Genomic DNA, 19,830 nt, shown 5'->3' on the forward strand with positions numbered 1-19,830 from the left:
TCCTTATAGTAGCTGAAAACCGTTATAACAATTAATCAACAATACACAAATAATGACTAATTGGAACACCGTTGTTACTTTTTTCTCAGATAGCACATTGCTTAACTTCGCTCCTAACATCCCACCGATAATCCCAGCAGGCACAATATATATCAATATAGTTAGATCGAAATTGCCAAAACCGGAAGACACCCCCATCGTCACTAGATTAGAGAGTTGGGAGAAGAAAATTGTACAAATCGAGTACATCGTTGCTTCTTTTATTGAAACCGAGAACATTAACATTAGTAAAGAAACATTAATTGGTCCGCCTCCAATGCCTAGAAGACTAGCAAAAAAGCCTAAAATCAGACCACAAAATAAATACCAAAAACTGTATCTTAATTGGAAGTTTTTCCAATCGTATGTTGTATAGAAAAAAGCAAATAAGAGCATAATTATCGTTAGGATAATTTGAATCATCTGAACGGCATCATCATTTGCAAAAATTCGTAAGAAGTATTCAAATGTACTATTGCCTAAAATTCCGCCTAGTACTGCACCTGTGGATACCCAAACAACAATCTTCCAATTGATTTTCCGCCCACTCATTAGTTGGCGACTTGTCGAAACAATTGACATCGTAAAAACAGCAACTGACGAATAGAACGAAATTGCCGCCACTGTGTGCGCGCCGATAAAATCAAAAATCGGCTTGATTAAGACTCCGCCACCCATGCCAGAAACAGCGCCGATCGTATTGGCGGTTACAATCACAAAAAAATAAATGATTCCAACAATCATGCGTAAACCTCCTGTAATATCCCTAAAATTTCATCTATTTTTGGAACAAATTCTTTTAATAGAGAGGCATAACCACAAAAATCACGTTCATCTACATACATTGCATCTTTCATCCTCTTACAGCCTCCGCGGCACATTTTAATAAAGGGACAGGTTTGACATTTTTCAGATAAAGGATCTCTTTCGCAAAGAAATTTTTTTGAAACATTTTGCGAAAATAATTCCCGCAATGTTTGTTCTTGAATATAACCCATACGATACTCGTCCAAGACATAAAAATCACAAGGATAAACACTCCCATCAGCTTCAATAACATACTGCACCTGACAATTTCCTAAAATCCCACACGCTGTTATTTGTTGACGAACCAATAAATTCAAGATATCGTCAAATAGCTTGATACTTATGTAATTCCCCTGCCGAAGTTCAGCAAGCCACAATTGAAAGATTTGATGATAAAAACTTGCAAAACGCTTAGGTGTCAATGCATAGCTATTTCGTTCCGATACGTCTAAATCATCCAGACACGGAATAAATTGAACATAACTAATCTGTTGTTCTTTAAGAAAGTGAAACACTTTCTTCGCTTCTTTCGCCAACGGATCAGTTAATACGCAAAGTACATTGTAATCGATTTCGTAACGATCAAACAGCTCTTTTGTTTGAAGAACACGGTGAAACGTTCCTCGACCTCTAGGATCTACTCGATTCAAGTCATGATAGAGGGGATGTCCATCAATTGACAACCCCACTAAAAAATTATGTTGTTTAAAAAATACACACCATTTCTCATTTATCACTGTACCATTCGTCTGTATCGCATAACGGACATGCACACGTCTACCTTGTTTTTCAATCAACTCAGTTATATTTTGAAAATAGGATAACCCTGCTAAAGTTGGTTCTCCTCCTTGAAACGCCAGTGTTAACTCATCACCATCTTCTAAATCTTTGTAAATATTCGCAATCATTTGTTCAGCAACATCAGCTTTCATTTTTCCATAAGAACGTACTTCACGTAATGAACTGACATTAGCATAAAAACAATACTTGCATCGTAAATTACAAAGCGCTGAAGCTGGTTTGATCAACACGGAAATATGTTTCAAGGTATATCCCTACTTTCTTCTAAATTTTCTCCATTTGTCGCAATTCTTCTTTATACCAATCAAATGGTTTTTCTTCGAACAATCCAATGTACCATTCCCTTGGTAATATAAATCGATACAAATAACCCCATAGAGTTTACTCATTTCCCCAGTTGTAGAATCTTCTTTTATTTCCCCAATTTCTGCTAATTTGCTACTTGTCACGATTTGGTTATGCCAAGCTTGAATCATATTTGTGAAATCATCAGAACCTCTTTGTTTAAGCATCTCTTGGTTCAAAACCGAAGCATGTAGGACTGAATGAACTTCATTAAATGTCATCCAGTATTTCACTTTTTGGAAATTCACCCATGTTTCTCGATACTTCGGTTGTTTATTTGAATCATTATTACCGTTTGTCACGTTTCATAGGTACATAATCTGTTGTCTCCATATAAAACTGTGTAACTCGATTTTTCATTTTTTGAACTAACTCTTGGTATTCATCTAAAACCGCTAAATTATTGATTTCCATTGGGTCTTCGGCAGTATTATACAATTCATCTGTTTCATACAGACGCATTGTGTATTTAAAATCTCCCATTTTACACATGACTGCTTTTGTATGCTCTGGACCTTCACTGTATTGTGTTGATAATCGTGGCCAGTAAGGAGATTCTGGTCCATGACCTAACTCCATCGCCTGTCTCTCACCGTGAATACGTCCTCCTTCACAGAAGACCGCATCTTTGTGTTCTTCGTCACCAGCTACTACATGTAATAGTGACTTACCAAACTGCGTATACGATAAGTCGATCTCTGCCATTTCAGCAATCGTAGATGGTAAATCCAGCAATTCAACTTGTGCTTTAGAAATACGTGGTTCTACTACTAATCCTTTTGCAGGCTTAATCAATAAAGGTACATTCGAAATCGGATCTTCAAAACAGTTTTGAACTTTTTCCGTAATTGTATAATCTCCTGTATAATCACCATGATCACTATAGATGATCAAGTTCGTATCGTCATATAAACCCGACTTTTTCAATTTTTCTTTAATCAACCCTACTTGATGATCAAAACGAGAAACCATCGCTAAATAAGTTCCTCTCAATTCATCAAAACGCTCCTCTGACCAACCGTTTAATTCTTGTCGTTCATTAATACTGTATAGCATCGAAGCCTTGTTTGGAACCTCTTGAATATTTGGACGACGCGGAGGCAGCTTACTTCGATCAATATTTGAATACCATGGGTCTTCACAGGCATATGGCGGATGTGGAAATGAAATAGTACAGTAAACGAAGAACGGTTTATCTGAAGATTCTTTACTACGACGTTCGATATACTCCAATGCTTTTTCTACACAGTTCCAATCTGTTTTTCCATAGCCTTCTCCATCTGGTAATTTCCCCATATAAAAAGAGTAATAAGTATCTCCTGATAACATTTTATCGTATAACTTTTTACTCTCTTCATTCATCTCAGCAGAGTGATTCATCTGATTATTTTCAGCATCACGCATATTCTCGTTCGTAATGCCATCATAATATTCATCACAATATTCTGTTTTTGTGCGGTCGGCAGGCACCACATCATTGCGACCAATCCAGATAACTTCGTAACCATTATTCTTCATTTCCTTCAAAATATTGGGTTCATCTTCACGTTGTAAATAATGCATCGTACGATGTCCACTCACATGTGGATATAAGCCTGTTAAAAAACTATTTCTAGAAGGTACGCATACTGGATTTTGACAGTATGCGTTCTCAAAAGAAACGCCTTCTGAAACTAGATCATCTAAATTAGGTGTAATGGATGCTGGATTCCCCATATGTGCCAATGAATCATTACGCATTTGATCGGCTACAAATAAAAAGATATTTTTCTTGCCACTCATTTAAACTCCTCCTAGGCGATAACTGTAAATAAATTATTTGAAATATTTACATTCTTTTCTTCTGAACTTACAACTTCTAAATAATGTTTTGAATTGGCAATAATTACTGGTGTCTGCAATGAATACCCCGCAGCTGCAATCGCATCAATATCAAATGTTAATAGCAATTGGCCTTTTCTCACTGTATCACCTTGTTTTACAGCTGGATCAAAGTATTTTCCTTGTAGATTCACTGTATCCATACCAATATGAATCAATAGCTCAATTCCTTCATCGGTTGTTAGACCAAGAGCGTGATATGTTGGAAACAACGTTGTCACCTTACCATCTGCTGGTGCGTAGACTTTCCCTTCAGTTGGCAAAATTGCTACCCCTTGACCAAGTAAACCTGTCGAAAACGCAGTATCAGATACTTTACTTAGAGGTATCACTTCACCTTTGATTGGTGTATCCAGTTCATATAAAACTGTTTGACCTAAAGCTGCATTGACAGGAATACTCTCTTTTTCAGTAACTTCATCTGTTTCTTCATCCAATTTTGGATTATAAGAATAGAAGTAAGTAATTAAGAATCCTACGACAAATGCAACTCCACAAGCAATTGCAAATCCAATAAAACTATTATCGAAACCAACTTCAGGGTTGATAAATCTTGGCAAGGCAAAGATCCCTGTTCCTCCATTAATGTACACTCGTGTGTTAAAAATCCCCATAATTGCGCCGGCAATGGCAACTGCCAGCGAAGTAGTATAGAAAACTTTTTTTCTAGCCAATGTTACACCATATAATGCGGGTTCAGTAATTCCGAATACTGCGGACAAAGCTGCAGGAAAAGCGATTTCTTTTAGTCTTTTGTTCTTTGTTTTGAAGAAAACTGCAAATGTCACACCTGCCATTGCCAAAGGTGTTGCAAGACCAGCCATCATAACTACGTCATATCCTAGCGTTGCATAGTTATTCATTGCAATTGGAACAAATCCCCAATGCAAACCAAACATAATAAAGACTTGCCAAAAGCCGCCAATCACAATTCCTGCGATGATTGGACTGAAATCATTTGCTGCTGATAACATTTGTCCAAGAAACAACCCCACCCAAGTTGTAATAGGCCCAACAACTAAAAATATTAAAGGGACTGTAATAATCAATGTTAGAAATGAAACAAAGAAACTACGCACCATACGAGGAATAACTCTTGTTAAAAAAGCCTCAAATTTAGCAGCTAAATAAGTTCCTGCAATGATAGGAATAACACTTGAAGCATAGTTCATCAAAATTACTGGTAATCCTAAAAATTTGATATAGACTGGGGATTCAATGACTGTTCCTTGAAATAAAGTGAATAATGCTTCCCCTCCAGCACTATTTGCTGCAACAATTGATGGATACACTAATGCAGCACCAATAGCCATACCAATAAAGGGCTTCCCTCCAAATTTACTCGATGCTGTATAACCTAAGAACAACGGAAAGAAATAAAAGAGACCGTCACCAGTAGCATTCAAAATCAAATATGTTCCTGATGCTTTATCAATTAATTCAAAAGCTGCTAGTAAAGCTAATAATCCTTTGATCATACCGGCGGCCATCAAAACATTAATGACTGGAGTAAATACGCCGGATACAATATCAATGAATTTATTTAAAATCCCTTTCGGCTTATCTACATCATTTTCCGAAGTTGATGCATCTTTGATTCCAGCTAACTCTACAAATTCTTTATATACTTCTCCAACATGATTTCCAATGACTATTTGATACTGACCGCCACTTTGAACAACCGTTACAACCCCTGGAATCTTTTTAATCGCCTCTGTGTTTGCTTTCGATTCATCTTTTAATTTGAAACGAAAACGAGTCATACAATGTGCTAAAGCATTGATATTTTTCTTTCCTCCAATATTTTCTAATATTTGTTCATTTAATTCTTGATAATCCATCACAAACATCCTCTCCAAAAATTTGTATAAATAAAAAGCAAGACTAAACAAAGTTGTCTCACAACAACTTCGTCAAGTCTTGCCTGCATGACCAGTAACACCTTGAATTATTTCTCTATTAATTTTTGTACATGTAGCGTTAAATATAATTGTTCTTCATCAATTAATTCTTTTTTTAAATATTTGCCAATCAGCAAGGTTGTTTCATACGCTTCAGGATATTTTTCGATCACATGAACCAATAACGGGTTACTCGAATTTTCAGTTGTACGAGTTTCCAAGCGTTTAAAGAAAAATCTTAGATGTGTCACAAACCGATCGAATGATAAACTCGTTTCATCAACATCCACGTGGTTATGCATCCTAATAATAGTTAAAATATCTCGAATCTTGTGGGTTAATGATTGAATGTTTTCAACTCGCTCGTCACTATTTAATTGTGCATTGATAAAGTGCATTGCAATGTTACTTGCTTCATAATCATCGAGTGTTGTTTTAAATTTTTGATTAATCAATTGAACCGCATATTCCCCCACCAAAAATTCATTTGGGTAAAACTTACGAATTTCCCAAAACAATTGATTATTCAAATGTAACCCTTCTTTTTGTAGTCTCACACTGTTATAAAGGTGATCCGTTAATGAAATATAAATAGAATCGCTTAACTCATATGTGATTTTTTGTTTTCCATATTGGATAATATCGTCTGCTAACTTCGCATATTCGACAGGCATATCCTGTAACAAATTCATCAAACGTTCTGTTGATTGTTTCTGCAACACAAAAACCCGCTCAATTTTCTTTTCATCTGCTTCTTGTCCAGGTTTTATCTTAAAGCCAATGCCTGTCCCGATCCAGATATAATCTTTTGCCCCTTCACCTACCAACACCGAATTATTGTTTAGTATCTTTTTAACCTTCAAACAAGATTCCACCTCCTAAAAAAGGCCATACCTTAACACACACGTAATTATATACGCGCATACTAAGGTATAGCCTGCTTTACCAGTAACTACCCATTCAATTGACTAAATGGTATAATAAAATCTACATAAAAGCAAGCGTTTTCTAAATTTTTTTTAGGAAGAAAGATGTTTTTTTATCCTTGGTTATCTCCGCAAACGAAGGTTTGCTCTTCAATTATCACCGGTCTCTTCCCCCTTGAATGCCAATCTTCATTGGCGCTACTGCTTCATCCATTAGTATTTCTAGGTGAAGCACACTTGTTATAATACACCACATCAGTAAATCGAGATATACTCATTCCTTCTCTTTTCATGATCTATACAAGACACAGAAATAGCTAATAAATAAAGATTTTTAAGTATTAAACAGTGAGAGAAATATTGGAGGAAAAAGATGAAAGAACAAAAAAACGGCTATAAAGCCGTTTTTGAGAGAAAATCGTGAAACTGATGATGACAAAGGTAAATGAAGACACCCTGAAATTATTGATGCTGTCTGATTACCATTGATTGGATTACTGCTATTTCCGATACATCTTGAACTCCAAGAATAAATCATTATAGATCCCTAGATATTCTGAACCGAGATTTTCATAAACTTCAAGATGAGAAATCGTTTCATCGGATGGATAGAATTGTTCATCTTCTGAGATTTCTTTTGGTAATAATGCTTTGGCTGCTTTGTTTGGTGTGGAGTAGCCGATATATTCTGCGTTTTGCGCAGCATTCTCCGGATCAAGCATGAAGTTGATGAAATCATACGCACCTTCTTGGTTTTTCGCTGTTTTTGGCATGACGATATTATCAAACCAAAGATTCGACCCTTCTGTTGGGATCACATAATGTAAATGTTCGTTTTCATACATCATGTCAGCTGCTTCCCCTGAGAATGTCACAGCAACTGATGCTTCTTCGTTGATCATATACATTTTGATTTCATCTGCAACGATTGCTTTGACGTTTGGTGTCATTTTGTTCAACTTTTGAGCCGCTTCATTCAGTTCAGTCATATTTTTACTGTTCAAAGAATACCCTAAACTATTTAAAGACAAGCCCATCACTTCTCTCGCTCCGTCGATCAACATCAAACTATCTTTTAATTCTGGTTTCCATAAATCGTCCCAGTGTTTGATTTCTTCTTCGTTGAAAACTTTGTCGTTATACACGATCCCCAGTGTTCCCCAGAAGTAAGGAATCGAATATTTATTGTCCGGATCGAAATCTAGATCCAAAAAGCGATCATCGATGTTTTCCAATCCTTTGATTTTACTGTGATCCAAAGGCATGACTAGTTTTTCTTCGATCATTTTTTGGATCATATATTCACTCGGAATAGCAATATCATAATTAGTCCCACCTTGTTGGATCTTGGTAAACATCGCTTCATTCGAGTCAAACGTTTCATAATTCACTTTATAGCCGGATTCTTGTTCAAATTTCGTAATCAAACTAGGATCGATGTAATCGCCCCAATTATAAATCGTCACGATTTTAGCCCCACTCATTCCACTTGCTCGTTCTAATTGCCGAACACTCACAAGCAATACGCCAATGATCAAGATAATACCGATAAGCAAAGATTGTAATTTTTTCATCGTAAACGAGCCACCTCCTCACGGTTGCGGCGATTTTTTTTCAATCGTTTTGGTCGGTTTTCTTTACTGATAAAGTAATAACCGATCACCAATACCATTGAGAACAAGAAGACAAGTGCGCTCAACGCATTGATTTCTAAACTGATACCTTGACGTGCTCTTGAATAGATCTCAACAGATAAGGTAGTAAAGCCATTACCTGTCACAAAGAAAGTGACCGCAAAGTCATCCAGAGAATATGTGAATGCCATAAAGTAGCCGGCGATGATTCCTGGAGATAAAAATGGTAAGATAATATTTTTTACTACTTGGAAATTGTTTGCACCTAAATCTCTCGCAGCATCTACCATCGAGTCGTTCATTTCTTGTAACTTTGGCAAGACCATCAAAACAACGATTGGGATACTAAAGGCGATATGTGAAAGCAACACACTTTGAAATCCTAAGCCAAAGCCTAATAGCGTAAAGAAAATCAGGAAGCTTGCACCGATGATCACATCAGGCGAAACGAGCAAAATGTTGTTCATACTCAATAATGCAGTTCGTGCCTGACGTTTTTTTGTGTAATAGATCCCCATCGCGCCAAACGTTCCGATGATCGTTGCGATCAATGCGGATAAGAATGCCAACATAAACGTATTCAATACGATAATGATCAGTCGTGTATCTTCGAATACTGCTTGATAGTTTTCCCAAGTAAAGCCGGTAAAACTATTCATTGTTCCGCCTTCATTGAAGGAGTAGAATATCAAGTAAAAAATCGGCAAGTACAACAACAGAAAAACAACCGCTAAATAAAGGTATGACCATTTGAATTTTTTTCTCATGAGCGGCCTCCTTTTTTCTTCTCACCCGTCAGTAACATCACGACGAACATGGCAATGATCAAAATCACACCGATCGTTGAACCCATGCCCCAATTTTGTGTGACTAAGAAATGCTGCTCGATAGCTGTTCCTAGTGTGATCACTCGGTTTCCGCCAATCAAACGAGTCAACATGAATAAGGACAGTGAAGGAATAAATACTGCTTGTACCCCACTTTTCACCCCGTTCAGTGATAACGGAAAAATCACACGGCGAAACGTTTCGAAATTACTGGCTCCTAGATCTTTACTGGCACTTACTAACGAAGGATTCATTTCTTCCAACGCGTTGAAGATCGGCATGATCATAAATGGAATCTCGATATATGTTGCCACAAACAAGAAGCTAAAATCAGTAAATAAAATCTGTTGCGGCCCAATACCGATGAACTCAAAAAAGTGATTGACACTGCCATGGATACTAAAAATCCCAATAAAAGCATATGCCTTCAACAGTAAGTTGACCCAAGTCGGTAAAATGATCAACATCAACCAAAGCTGTTTATGTTTTAATTTTGTTAAAAAATAAGCAGTCGGATAGCTGATCAACAATGTGAATAATGTAATCAAGAACGCATACCAGACCGAATTGATCGTCATGGCGATATAAGTCCCTGAAGTAAAGTAAGCGGCATAGTTGCTTAATGTAAACTGACCACTCATATCAAAAAAAGATTGATAGATGATCATCAAAACAGGCGCAATCACGAATAATCCAAGCCATAAAACATAAGGGATGGAATAGATCCTACGCATTGTTCTCATATTCTCTCCCCCTATTCTTCGTAGCTTTCCAAACGTGCGTCGAAGTCTTCTTCCGACTCATTGAAACGCATAACATGGATGTCTTCTGGTTCAAAAGCTAGACCGACTTGACTGCCTTCACGCGCTTTTTTCGTTGAATGGACCATCCATTCATTTTGTTGCTCATCATAACAAATGATCTCATAATGCACGCCACGAAAGAGTTGAGTGTCCACTGTTACGACTAATTTTCCTTTGTCTGGTGTAGTGATCGTCAAATCTTCTGGACGGATGACGATCTCCACTGGTTCATTCACTCGCATCCCACCATCGACACACTCAAATTGTTTACCAACAAATTCAACCAAGTTATCTTCGATCATAACACCGTTGACGATATTACTTTCCCCAACAAAATCTGCCACAAAATGATTGATCGGTTCATCATAAATATCTACAGGGGTACCGCTTTGGACGATTTTCCCTTTGTTCATCACAAAAATCTCATCACTCATCGCTAATGCTTCTTCTTGATCATGCGTAACGAAAATAAAGGTGATCCCTAAGCGTTGTTGAAGTTCTCTCAACTCATATTGCATATCTGTACGTAATTTCAGATCCAAAGCAGATAATGGTTCATCCAATAACAAAACTTTCGGTTCATTGACGATTGCTCGGGCGATAGCTACCCGTTGGCGCTGACCGCCTGACATTTCGCTGATTTCTCGTGTTTCATATCCTGGTAATTGCACCATGCGCAATGCATCTTTGACTTTTTTTTCGATTTCCGATTTTGGCATTTTTTTGATTTTCAAGCCAAAAGCAACATTGTCAAATACATTCATATGAGGAAATAAGGCATAGTCTTGGAAAACCGTATTGACTTGGCGTTTATTCGCCGGTAGATCATTGAGTCGCTTTCCTTCAAAATAGATATCTCCTTCGGTTGCTTCCGTAAATCCTGCAATGATTCGTAAAATCGTTGTTTTTCCACAACCGGAAGGCCCTAACAATGTATAAAATTTCCCTTGTTCGATCTCAAAACTGACTTTCTTCAAAATTGTTTCATCATCATAGCTTTTTACGACCTGATCGAATGATATGATTGGTTTTCCCACTTTTTCTGCCCCCTATATTACAAGTATGATTCGGTTGCGACGATCAATACTTTTGTTTGTTTTCTTTGGTGATTACGTAATTGGTGTTGTGTCGTTGCCTGATAGTACATTGATTGACCTTTTTTCGCTACATACTCTTGTTCACCTAAGCTTAGTGCGATTTCTCCTTCTAAAACAAAAATAAATGTTTCTGAAAGGGAAGGTTCAAAGGTTTTATATTCACCAGCAGTATCAAAAGTCAATAACACTGGCTCCATTTCTTTTTCATTTGAATCTGTCACTAACCATTCTAGCTCGTACCCATTTTCCTCATCATAATAGACGGTACGATCTTCCTTTGTATAGACGATAGGAAGGTTGGCTGTTTCTTGATGAAAAAAAGCTTCTGGGGTAACTCCCAATACTTCAAGAATAGAGAAAAATGTTTCCATCGATGGTGAACTTAAATCCCGTTCAAGCTGCGAGATATAGCCCTTTGATAAATCCGTCCGCTCCCCTAATTCTTCTTGCGTTAAATTTTTTTGGATGCGCAGATTTCGTAACTTCTCACCAATTTCCATTTGTCTCCTCCTACGTGAAGTTTTCTAATAGTAAACTCCAAGTTTACTACCACCTGTAATAGTATACAAACTTCAGCAAAAAAAACAACCCTTTTGCTTGAAATTTTCTCGTACTTTTTTCAGTTGCTTCTACTATTTTTTAATAGAAATTAATCAGCAAACTACTAGAAAATGAAACGCTTTATGGTATGATTAAGGAAAATTTCGAAAGGAGCACCTTCTATCTAATGAACACATTCAAACAGTTTCAAGTAAACAATGAACCAGCTTTCCATACAAGCATTGTCGACAAAGAATTTCCCGAACTGACTAATAATGAAGTTTGGGTAAAAATCGCATACTCAGATGTCAATTATAAGGATGCGTTGGCTTGTAGTGAAAATGGCCAAGTGATCCGTACCTATCCAATGACTCCTGGTATTGATTTTTCCGGAGTCGTCATGAAAAGTTTAGACAAACGTTTCCAGCCCGGAGATCAAGTTTTAGCAACTGGCTATGGAATAGGCGTTAGCCAACCTGGCGGCTATAGTGATTATCAAAAAATCCCTGGAGATTGGCTTGTTCCTCTCCCAGAAACGATGACACTTCGTCAAGCAATGGTTTTAGGAACAGCTGGTTTGACTGCCGCCCTTTGCGTGAATGCCTTACTTAGTCAAGGAATGAAAGCAGACGACCATGTCGTCGTGACAGGTGCATCTGGTGGAGTAGGAAGTGTTGCCATTGCTATGTTACACAAAATGGGCTTCAAAAAAATCACTGCATTTTCGAGAAAAGAAGAAGCGCAAACTTGGCTACAAAAACTAGGGGCAACTCAAGTGGTGCATCCTGAAGCCTTTCTACCAGAAAAAAGTAAACCTTTGGATAAACAACAAGTGGATTATGTCATCGACACTGTTGGGGGAGAACTGCTCACTCGCTTACTGCCTTTGATTGCCTATGATGGCGCTGCTGCAGTATGCGGCAATGCAGGTGGAATCAAATTAACAACGACTGTGTTACCTTTTATTTTAAGAAATATCCAGCTGATCGGTATTGATTCAGTCAACGTCCCTCATGAAAAACGCTTGAATATCTGGCAACAATTAGCCGATCTTTCTGTGACTGATCACTTAGTCGTGAACGAGATCACCTTAGAACAATTGGAAGAAACGACCAAAAAAATCCTTGAAGGGACACATCAAGGAAGAACGCTTGTCACTGTAGGTGAAACGGTATGAAGGTATTGATCACAGCTGGTGGCACAAGCGAACGAATCGATCAAGTCCGCTCGATCACGAACCATTCAAGTGGACGCTTAGGAAAAGCAATCGCAGAAGCCTTTCTGACACACCCTTCTGTGACGATCGACTACGTAACGACGCAACCCGCTGTAAAACCTAGCGATTCTGAACGTTTGACATTCCATCTCATCGAATCTACACAAGAATTACTAGATACATTCGAACGATTGATGCAAGAAAAGAGCTACGACGCGATCATCCATAGCATGGCGGTCAGTGATTTTACACCGGCTTTCAGTCTGTCTGAGCAACAGTTGGCTGAGCGCTTGAGTAAAGAATCATTGACTCCCGATTCCTTGTCTTCTTGGCTTGAAGCAACCGAACAAAGTGTAAGTAAAGAAGCGAAGATCTCATCGGATACGGACTATCTAGTTTTGACCTTGAAGAAAACACCAAAAATCATTCGTTCTTTACGCCAATGGCAACCCAAAGCTACGATCGTTGGGTTCAAATTATTAGTCGATGTCTCAAAAGAGCAGTTATTGGAAGTAGCTAAAAAGAGCTTGATCACTAACCAAACCGATTATATTTTAGCCAACGACTTGACACAGATCAATGAAACACGCCATCATGGCTACTTGTTGTCTAAAAATGGAGAAGTTACAGAAGCCTACACCAAGCAAGAGATTGCGCAATGTATCGTCTCTACGATCTTAAAATAAGGAGGAATCCGGAAATGAAAAAAATCCTATTGGGCGTATCTGGTAGTATTTCTGCATATAAGAGCGCAGATATCACGAATCAACTTGTCAAACTCGGTTACCAAGTCGATGTGATCATGACGAAAAGCAGTACAAAATTTATTACACCTTTAACTTTGCAATCTTTATCTAAACGTCCTGTCCACACGGATGTCATGCAAGAAAACGATCCTTCAGTCATCAACCATATCGAGCTAGCCAAGCAAGCCGACTTATTTTTGATTGCACCAGCTACTGCAAATATTATTGGAAAGCTGGCAAATGGTTTAGCCGATGATCTACTATCTACGGTTGCCATGGCACTTTTACCCGAGACACCAAAATTGATTGCGCCGGCAATGAATACTAATATGTATCAACATCCGATCAATCAAAGAAATCTAGCCACTTTAAAAGAAATCGGTTATCAGGAAATTGAACCACGAGAATCACTTTTAGCTTGTGGAGATTTCGGCAAAGGTGCTTTAGCAGATAACCAAATCATTATCGACCAAGTCACACTTCTGCTTAATCAGAGGTCGGTCTAGTATTTAAGGAGTTATGATGAAAAATACCAAAAACTTTACTTTGACTGCTATGTTTTTAGCTATTATGATTTTACTGGCTGTTACGCCTCTCGGTTTTATCCCGATTGGCCCGATCAATGCGACCACGATGCATATCCCGGTCATCGTCGCATCAATCGTTTTAGGCCCACGACTAGGTGCTTTTCTCGGAGGGACATTTGGCGTGATCAGTATGATCCGCAGTACGTTCATTCCAACACCTCTGTCTTTTGTGTTCTCACCTTTTATTCCAGTGATCGGCACGGATCAAGGAAGTTGGAAAGCATTGATCATTGCTTTGATACCAAGGATCTTGATTGGCGTTGTTCCGTATTTTGTTTATAAAGGCATCCAAAAATTGACGAAGAACAAAGTTAGTCCACTTTCCTTGTTTCTTGCTGGGATTGCTGGTTCTCTTACTAACACGGTTTTAGTGATGAACTTGATCTACTTTCTTTTCCAACAAGATTATGCCCAAGTCATCGGAAGCAACATCAATGCTGTTTACTCCGCCATTCTTGCAGTTATCTTTACTAGTGGCGTGCCAGAAGCGATCGTTGCAGGTTTAGTCACAGCTGCGGTGTCTACTGTTTTGCTGCGAATGATGCGTTAATGATACGATCGAAAAATCAAAAAAGAGTGAGGCATCCTGCTCGCTCTTTTTTGGTTTTTATTGATAAGTGTTCAGTCCTGAATTTTTTATGTTTTGATGTTACCATGAATGATACAGCTAAGTAGTGAAAGGATGAGGAATATGAATATTTTTGTAGTAGGAGCAAATGGACAAATCGGACGTCATTTGATCCAGAAACTAGGAACAACAGAACATCAAGTTTACGCGGGTGTGCGAGATGTTGCCAACCAAGCAATTTTTGATGAAGAAAACATTGCCTATGTTCCCTTCGATTTAACGTGGTCCTCAGAAAAAATGGCAGAAGCCTTTCAAGACAGTGATCTTGTCATTTTTACTGCTGGTTCTCAAGGAAAGAATCTTTTACAAGTCGACTTAGATGGCGCTATCAAAACAATGATTGCAGCAGAGCAAGCAAATATTTCTCGCTATTTGATGATCAGTGCGGCGTTTGCAGACAATCGTGAAAAATGGCCTGAATCAATGACGGATTATTACATTACTAAATATTACGCTGACGAATGGTTGAAAAATCAAACAGCATTGGATTATGTCATCCTCCAACCTGTAGCTTTGACCAACGATGAAGAAGTCATGACGATCCAGTTAACGAAACCAAATGAAAAACCAGCTCAAACGATTACAAGAAAAACGGTAGCAGAAGTATTAGCTGCGTTAGTGGATCAACCAACAATATCAAAAACAACCGTTGTTTTATCTGAAGGATCAGCTACAGTTCCAGACGCAATCAAACAACTTGCTGAGGAGGCTTGATTATGCGTGCAATTTCTATGAAAAAACCCGGCTCGGCAGACGTTTTGACCGAAATCGATGTCCCTGGACCTGTTCCAAAAGCTGGGGAACTATTGCTGAAAGTCCACACCGCTGCGGTCAATCGGACGGATATCATGCGTCGGGAAAACACTGCGCTTCAAGCACCTTATCCTATTCTAGGTGTTGAAGTTGCCGGTGAAGTCATCGAGAATGCCAGCGATCATTCTGAGCTTTCAATCGGAACAAGAGTATATGGTTTAGTGAATTTAGGTGGTTACGCAGAATATGCCGTTATTCCCGCAGATCGAGCGATCATTTTACCTGATTCGCTTGACTACGTATCAGCCGCTGGTATTGCTGAAGTTTTCTTAACTGCCTATCAAACCTTGTATTGGTTAGGAAAACTGCAAAAGAGCGAGACTGTATTGATCCATGCTGGCGCAAGCGGTGTTGGTACCGCAGCGATCCAATTAGCCAAACAACATTCACAAGCCCGTGTCATCGTGACTGCAGGTTCAACTGAAAAGTTAGACTTTTGTAAAAAGCTCGGCGCAGATGAAGTGATCAACTATAAAACACAGGATTTTGCGGAAGAAGTCCGTAAGCTGACAAATGGCAATGGCGTTGATGTTCTTTTGGATTTTATCGGCGCTTCGTATTGGGAAAAAAACCTGGCATCGATTGCCATTGATGGTCGCTGGGTCTTGATTGGCACACTTGGAGGGACAACAGTTGAGTCTCTTGATCTAAGAGTGTTATTGCAAAAAAGAATCCAATTGATTGGCACATTATTGACTCCAAGAAGTGACGAATACAAAGCAAGATTAACTCAAGAGTTTATGGAAACTATCGATCCTTATTTTGAGACCGGAGCAATCCGTCCGATCATCGATCGTACATTCTCATTAGCAGAAGCAAAAGAAGCTCATGAATATATGGAAGCAAATAAAACTGTCGGAAAGATTATTTTGACAGTTAGTGAATGAGCTTGTTCGGAAAGAGTCAGCTCTGGAATGACAGTTATTCGATTATAGTGATGTTTAAAAAGAGAACCCAAGGCATGCGCCTTAGGTTCTCTTTTCTCGTTATTTCTATGCTTATTTAGCAACAAATTTTGCTGCTTGTTGTCCTGCTTGTCGACCGAAAATAATGATTTCCGCTACAGAGTTTCCGCCGATACGGTTTTCTCCGTGTAAGCCACCAGTGACTTCACCTGCTGCATAAAGGCCAGTGATCGGTTCTCCATCTTTGTCTAAAACTTCTGTATTCGTATTGATCTTGATGCCACCCATTGTATAGTGGATCCCAGGTGCGATCTTGATCGCATAGTAGTTTGGTTTTGAAAGGTCGTGTTCCATTGCTGTTGTACGACCAAATGCTGTATCTTCTTGATTCGCCACTTCTTCGTTCCAAGTTGTAACTGTTTGAGCCAATGTCTCTGCTGGTAAGTTGATTTTCTCTGCCAATTCTTCGATCGTCTCACCTGTAGTGACATAGCCTTTTTCATCATAAAACTCAATTGCTGTCGCACGGTCACGGACGCCTTGATCAAAAATCAAATAAGCAGATTTTTCTGGTAATGCAGTGATTGCCGCTGATACCTTGTCACGAGTATTCATTTCGTTGACAAAACGCTCACCATCTTGATCAACTAAGATCGCTCCTTCGCCACGCACAACTTCTCCAATCAAGAACCCTTCGTCTTGTTGAACAGTTGGATGGATTTGGATCTTATCCATATCGACTGTTTGACCGCCTAATTTTTCGATCATCTTGATGCCGTCCCCTGTTGATCCTACTTGGTTCGTTGTTACATAACCTTCTAGATCTGGGCGGTAAGTTTGGATATATTCTTCACTGGCACCAAATCCACCAGTTGTAACAACTACCGCTTTTCCGCTGATTTCTTTTGGCTCTTCCCCTTGGACTTGAACCGTTACTTGGTTGACTGTATCACCTGTTTTTTGGATATCTGTCACTTCTGTATTTACAAAAATCGGGATTTGACGTTCATGGACATTTCGTAATAACCCATCCACTAGATAGCCACCGATAGCCGATCCGTCAGAAGGGCGATGTGTACGTCTTTCGCTCATTCCACCAGTGATCGTCAAGTTATCTAATTTGATGCCATTTTCATCCAACCATTCAATTGCAGAAGCTGAATGATCAACAAAATAGCGTAACATTTCTTTGTCATTTGTTCCATTAGCGCCTGCTAATGTCTCTTCATAAAAAGCATCATTGGAATCAGTGATTCCTTCTTCTTCTTGGAACTTGGTTTCAGATGCGTTCATCCCACTTGAAGATTTTAACGTATTCCCACCAGCAACTGGCATTTTTTCAAAAATGACTGGATTCAAGCCTGCATCTTTTGCTTCGATAGCAGCCGCCATACCAGCCCCGCCTCCTCCAACGATGATCAAATCGTATTCGTCTTTCATTTCAGCTGGATTTGTGTAAGTTTGAGCAGACGCTCCAGATGATACTTCTGTTGATTCTTTTGTGGAAGAGCTACTGGATGCAGATTCGCTTTCATCAGGCGTACAGGCACCTAAGGCAAAAATTGCTGTAACTGTCAGTAACCCTTTAATTGTTTTCTTCATAGTTGTCCTCCTAAAATTTAACACTTACTCCATCATAAGTGATATCATTCACAAATTCAACAGACAATTTATTTTTTTCGAACTTCTGTTATCTTCATCTTTTATAAATAACCAGTAATATTTCAACGTTTTCAATATTAAACTAGTAACTATCAAAAAGTAAACGGATTTCTTGAATAAATAGCCAGTCCAAAAAATTTTTTCCTTTCGTTACAAACAGAAGATTTGGGCTTTTGTCGCTAGACAAGTATAATCGGTATGAACCACGAAGGAGTTAATTTATGAAAGTAATCAAACATTTTTTTACCAAAGGAAGTAAGTCAGCCGGGAAAGTCACTCATGCGATCTATATCATTTTACGGGTCATTGTTGTAGTCATGTTAGTCGACCAAGTGATTGACCGTAATATGGGGAATATCATGCTCTTATTATTGACTTTATTATTATTTGAGATCCCCTATCTACTAGAAAAGTTATTGAAGATCCAAATCCCCAATACGTTAGAAATCATTATCTTGTCCTTTATTTTCAGTGCCACTGTCTTGGGTGAATTAAGTGACTTTTATGGCTATTTTTCACTTTGGGACACAGCTTTACACGCATTGAGCGGTTTTCTAGCAGGTGGTGTTGGTTTCTCGCTTGTTTATCTCTTGAACAAAAATACCAAAACCATGAATTTGACCCCGTTGCTAGTCGCATTAGTCTCTTTTTGTTTTTCAATGACCGTAGGAGTCTTTTGGGAATTTATCGAATTCTCAGCGGATCAAGTCTTACAGATGGACATGCAAAAAGACAACTATGTTGACCAAATCAATAGCGTCAAGCTGAGTGAAGATGGCAATACTGTATATACGATCAAAGATATCCAACAAACAACCGTGACCTACAAAGATGAAAATGGCAATGCCAAAGAATTCGTTATGAATGATGGCTATTTAGATATCGGGATCTTAGATACTATGAAAGACTTATTCGTCAACTTTATTGGCGCACTCGTTTTCAGCATCTTCGGCTATCTTTATACTCGAAACGATTATCGAAAATTTACGTTCATCCGAAACTTCATCCCTAGAAAAAAAGGGGTAACTACGCGAATGGATACCGCTGGAAACAAACAAAAAAAATAAGGTTGAGCTTTTGCTCATCCTTATTTTTTTACTTTCGAGGATAAAATATCCATTACTTTCTGATAATCCGAATTCACGCTGCCATCAAAGTTATCAGGAATAAATGTAAACCCTAAGCTTTGATAAAGTTTAATCGCTGGGTGACTCCACGTCTGTGTATGCAGATAAACGGGGCTTTGAGAGGTCAACTGTTGAAAGCGGCGTAGCACTTCGATCGTCAGACTTCGCGCGATCCCTTTTCCTTGATGTTCCGGTTTGACCGCTAACCAATGAAACAGAGGATATTCTTCTTCACGAAGCTTCCACCAAGCAGTGCATGTAGCAACGCGTTCATTTTTTTCGTTGACTACAAAAAACATACGCTTTGTCAATTCTTCTTGATAAGATGCAAAGGCTTGATCAAAATAAGCTAGCGCCTCATCAATTGAATCAAATTCACCGACCGCAGTCTCAATAGCCGCCCAATCTTTCTCTGCTCCTGGTCGATACTTTTCAAAGTGATACTGCTCATTCAGCGGATAATCTGGCAACACTTCCTCTAAGGGGCGCGTCATCCAAATTTCAGCGTAAGGCAGTTGCTTATCTAACATCGCTGCACCCACTTT

20 protein-coding genes are annotated in these 19,830 nt (G+C 38.7%); 7 read left to right on the forward strand and 13 right to left on the reverse strand.

Features of this window, described 5'->3' with window-relative positions:
- Window positions 1-3 precede the first annotated feature (3 nt).
- From DOK79_RS01175 to DOK79_RS01225, 11 genes are all read right to left on the reverse strand, one after another.
- Window positions 4-780, reverse strand: a complete 777-nt coding sequence (locus tag DOK79_RS01175) for a TSUP family transporter (protein WP_206858787.1) — start codon at window positions 778-780, stop codon at window positions 4-6.
- Window positions 780-1,892 (reverse strand): anaerobic sulfatase maturase, encoded by a 1,113-nt coding sequence (locus DOK79_RS01180; protein ID WP_206858679.1) that lies wholly within the window; start codon window positions 1,890-1,892, stop codon window positions 780-782. The genes DOK79_RS01175 and DOK79_RS01180 overlap by 1 nt, the downstream gene beginning before the upstream one ends.
- Before the next feature lie 9 nt (window positions 1,893-1,901).
- Window positions 1,902-2,213, reverse strand: a complete 312-nt coding sequence (locus tag DOK79_RS01185; protein WP_206858683.1) for a hypothetical protein — start codon at window positions 2,211-2,213, stop codon at window positions 1,902-1,904.
- Window positions 2,214-2,280: 67 nt separating this feature from the next.
- A complete protein-coding gene (locus DOK79_RS01190) occupies window positions 2,281-3,774 on the reverse strand; it encodes a sulfatase-like hydrolase/transferase (protein WP_206858690.1) in 1,494 nt (497 codons plus the stop codon).
- 11 nt (window positions 3,775-3,785) lie between these two features.
- Window positions 3,786-5,714: a beta-glucoside-specific PTS transporter subunit IIABC gene (locus DOK79_RS01195; RefSeq protein WP_206858693.1), complete on the reverse strand. Its 1,929-nt coding sequence runs from the start codon at window positions 5,712-5,714 to the stop codon at window positions 3,786-3,788.
- A 107-nt stretch (window positions 5,715-5,821) separates the two neighbouring features.
- Entirely contained in the window at window positions 5,822-6,637 is an 816-nt protein-coding gene (locus tag DOK79_RS01200; protein WP_206858704.1) for a PRD domain-containing protein, read from the reverse strand.
- Between the two features lie 563 nt (window positions 6,638-7,200).
- Entirely contained in the window at window positions 7,201-8,274 is a 1,074-nt protein-coding gene (locus DOK79_RS01205; RefSeq protein WP_206858715.1) for an ABC transporter substrate-binding protein, read from the reverse strand.
- Window positions 8,271-9,101 carry an ABC transporter permease gene (locus DOK79_RS01210; RefSeq protein ID WP_206858717.1) on the reverse strand — a complete coding sequence of 277 codons (831 nt, stop codon included), beginning with the start codon at window positions 9,099-9,101 and terminating at the stop codon, window positions 8,271-8,273. The genes DOK79_RS01205 and DOK79_RS01210 overlap by 4 nt, the downstream gene beginning before the upstream one ends.
- On the reverse strand, window positions 9,098-9,904 hold the full coding sequence (locus DOK79_RS01215; RefSeq protein WP_206858719.1) for an ABC transporter permease: 807 nt from the start codon (window positions 9,902-9,904) through the stop codon (window positions 9,098-9,100). The genes DOK79_RS01210 and DOK79_RS01215 overlap by 4 nt, the downstream gene beginning before the upstream one ends.
- Window positions 9,905-9,915: 11 nt before the next feature.
- Window positions 9,916-11,001 (reverse strand): polyamine ABC transporter ATP-binding protein, encoded by a 1,086-nt coding sequence (locus tag DOK79_RS01220; RefSeq protein WP_206858722.1) that lies wholly within the window; start codon window positions 10,999-11,001, stop codon window positions 9,916-9,918.
- Window positions 11,002-11,018: 17 nt separating this feature from the next.
- Entirely contained in the window at window positions 11,019-11,561 is a 543-nt protein-coding gene (locus DOK79_RS01225; protein WP_206858725.1) for a helix-turn-helix domain-containing protein, read from the reverse strand.
- Window positions 11,562-11,788: 227 nt separating this feature from the next.
- Here DOK79_RS01225 and DOK79_RS01230 point away from each other — a divergent pair, with 227 nt between their 5' ends.
- The 6 genes from DOK79_RS01230 (at window position 11,789) to DOK79_RS01255 (ending at window position 16,478) form a co-directional block, all read left to right on the forward strand.
- Entirely contained in the window at window positions 11,789-12,778 is a 990-nt protein-coding gene (locus DOK79_RS01230) for an acryloyl-CoA reductase (RefSeq protein ID WP_206858731.1), read from the forward strand.
- Window positions 12,775-13,503 (forward strand): phosphopantothenate--cysteine ligase, encoded by a 729-nt coding sequence (locus tag DOK79_RS01235; RefSeq protein ID WP_206858732.1) that lies wholly within the window; start codon window positions 12,775-12,777, stop codon window positions 13,501-13,503. Before DOK79_RS01230 ends, DOK79_RS01235 begins: the two co-directional genes overlap by 4 nt.
- Window positions 13,504-13,517: 14 nt before the next feature.
- Window positions 13,518-14,069, forward strand: a complete 552-nt coding sequence (gene coaC / locus DOK79_RS01240; RefSeq protein WP_206858734.1) for a phosphopantothenoylcysteine decarboxylase — start codon at window positions 13,518-13,520, stop codon at window positions 14,067-14,069.
- 16 nt (window positions 14,070-14,085) lie between these two features.
- Window positions 14,086-14,700 (forward strand): ECF transporter S component, encoded by a 615-nt coding sequence (locus DOK79_RS01245; protein ID WP_206858744.1) that lies wholly within the window; start codon window positions 14,086-14,088, stop codon window positions 14,698-14,700.
- Window positions 14,701-14,841: 141 nt separating this feature from the next.
- Window positions 14,842-15,492, forward strand: a complete 651-nt coding sequence (locus tag DOK79_RS01250; RefSeq protein WP_206858747.1) for an NAD(P)-binding oxidoreductase — start codon at window positions 14,842-14,844, stop codon at window positions 15,490-15,492.
- A 2-nt stretch (window positions 15,493-15,494) separates the two neighbouring features.
- The gene (locus DOK79_RS01255; protein ID WP_206858748.1) at window positions 15,495-16,478 is read left to right on the forward strand and encodes an NAD(P)H-quinone oxidoreductase; all 984 of its coding nucleotides are present in this window, start codon (window positions 15,495-15,497) and stop codon (window positions 16,476-16,478) included.
- Window positions 16,479-16,589: 111 nt separating this feature from the next.
- On the opposite strand, the gene DOK79_RS01260 is transcribed toward DOK79_RS01255, so the two are convergent.
- Window positions 16,590-18,098, reverse strand: a complete 1,509-nt coding sequence (locus tag DOK79_RS01260; RefSeq protein ID WP_206858753.1) for a flavocytochrome c — start codon at window positions 18,096-18,098, stop codon at window positions 16,590-16,592.
- A gap of 281 nt (window positions 18,099-18,379) precedes the next feature.
- On the opposite strand from DOK79_RS01260, the gene DOK79_RS01265 reads away from it, so the two are divergent.
- Complete coding sequence (locus DOK79_RS01265; protein WP_206858756.1) at window positions 18,380-19,225, forward strand: hypothetical protein; 846 nt, start codon at window positions 18,380-18,382, stop codon at window positions 19,223-19,225.
- 20 nt (window positions 19,226-19,245) lie between these two features.
- Here DOK79_RS01265 and DOK79_RS01270 read toward each other — a convergent pair whose 3' ends face one another.
- Entirely contained in the window at window positions 19,246-19,815 is a 570-nt protein-coding gene (locus DOK79_RS01270) for a GNAT family N-acetyltransferase (RefSeq protein ID WP_206858788.1), read from the reverse strand.
- Window positions 19,816-19,830 lie beyond the last annotated feature (15 nt).

The sequence above is a fragment of the Enterococcus sp. DIV1094 genome (assembly GCF_017316305.2).
GTDB lineage: Bacteria > Bacillota > Bacilli > Lactobacillales > Enterococcaceae > Enterococcus_B > Enterococcus_B mangumiae.

Bases quoted from the DNA above. Each gene is read 5' to 3' on its own strand.
- DOK79_RS01185 (WP_206858683.1), bottom strand. From the start codon at position 2,213: ATGACATTTAATGAAGTTCATTCAGTCCTACATGCTTCGGTTTTGAAC.
- DOK79_RS01190 (WP_206858690.1), bottom strand. From the start codon at position 3,774: ATGAGTGGCAAGAAAAATATCTTTTTATTTGTAGCCGATCAAATGCGT.
- DOK79_RS01195 (WP_206858693.1), bottom strand. From the start codon at position 5,714: ATGGATTATCAAGAATTAAATGAACAAATATTAGAAAATATTGGAGGA.
- DOK79_RS01205 (WP_206858715.1), bottom strand. From the start codon at position 8,274: ATGAAAAAATTACAATCTTTGCTTATCGGTATTATCTTGATCATTGGC.
- DOK79_RS01210 (WP_206858717.1), bottom strand. From the start codon at position 9,101: ATGAGAAAAAAATTCAAATGGTCATACCTTTATTTAGCGGTTGTTTTT.
- DOK79_RS01215 (WP_206858719.1), bottom strand. From the start codon at position 9,904: ATGAGAACAATGCGTAGGATCTATTCCATCCCTTATGTTTTATGGCTT.
- DOK79_RS01225 (WP_206858725.1), bottom strand. From the start codon at position 11,561: ATGGAAATTGGTGAGAAGTTACGAAATCTGCGCATCCAAAAAAATTTA.
- DOK79_RS01230 (WP_206858731.1), top strand. From the start codon at position 11,789: ATGAACACATTCAAACAGTTTCAAGTAAACAATGAACCAGCTTTCCAT.
- DOK79_RS01235 (WP_206858732.1), top strand. From the start codon at position 12,775: ATGAAGGTATTGATCACAGCTGGTGGCACAAGCGAACGAATCGATCAA.
- coaC (WP_206858734.1), top strand. From the start codon at position 13,518: ATGAAAAAAATCCTATTGGGCGTATCTGGTAGTATTTCTGCATATAAG.
- DOK79_RS01245 (WP_206858744.1), top strand. From the start codon at position 14,086: ATGAAAAATACCAAAAACTTTACTTTGACTGCTATGTTTTTAGCTATT.
- DOK79_RS01250 (WP_206858747.1), top strand. From the start codon at position 14,842: ATGAATATTTTTGTAGTAGGAGCAAATGGACAAATCGGACGTCATTTG.
- DOK79_RS01255 (WP_206858748.1), top strand. From the start codon at position 15,495: ATGCGTGCAATTTCTATGAAAAAACCCGGCTCGGCAGACGTTTTGACC.
- DOK79_RS01260 (WP_206858753.1), bottom strand. From the start codon at position 18,098: ATGAAGAAAACAATTAAAGGGTTACTGACAGTTACAGCAATTTTTGCC.
- DOK79_RS01265 (WP_206858756.1), top strand. From the start codon at position 18,380: ATGAAAGTAATCAAACATTTTTTTACCAAAGGAAGTAAGTCAGCCGGG.
- DOK79_RS01270 (WP_206858788.1), bottom strand. From the start codon at position 19,815: ATGTTAGATAAGCAACTGCCTTACGCTGAAATTTGGATGACGCGCCCC.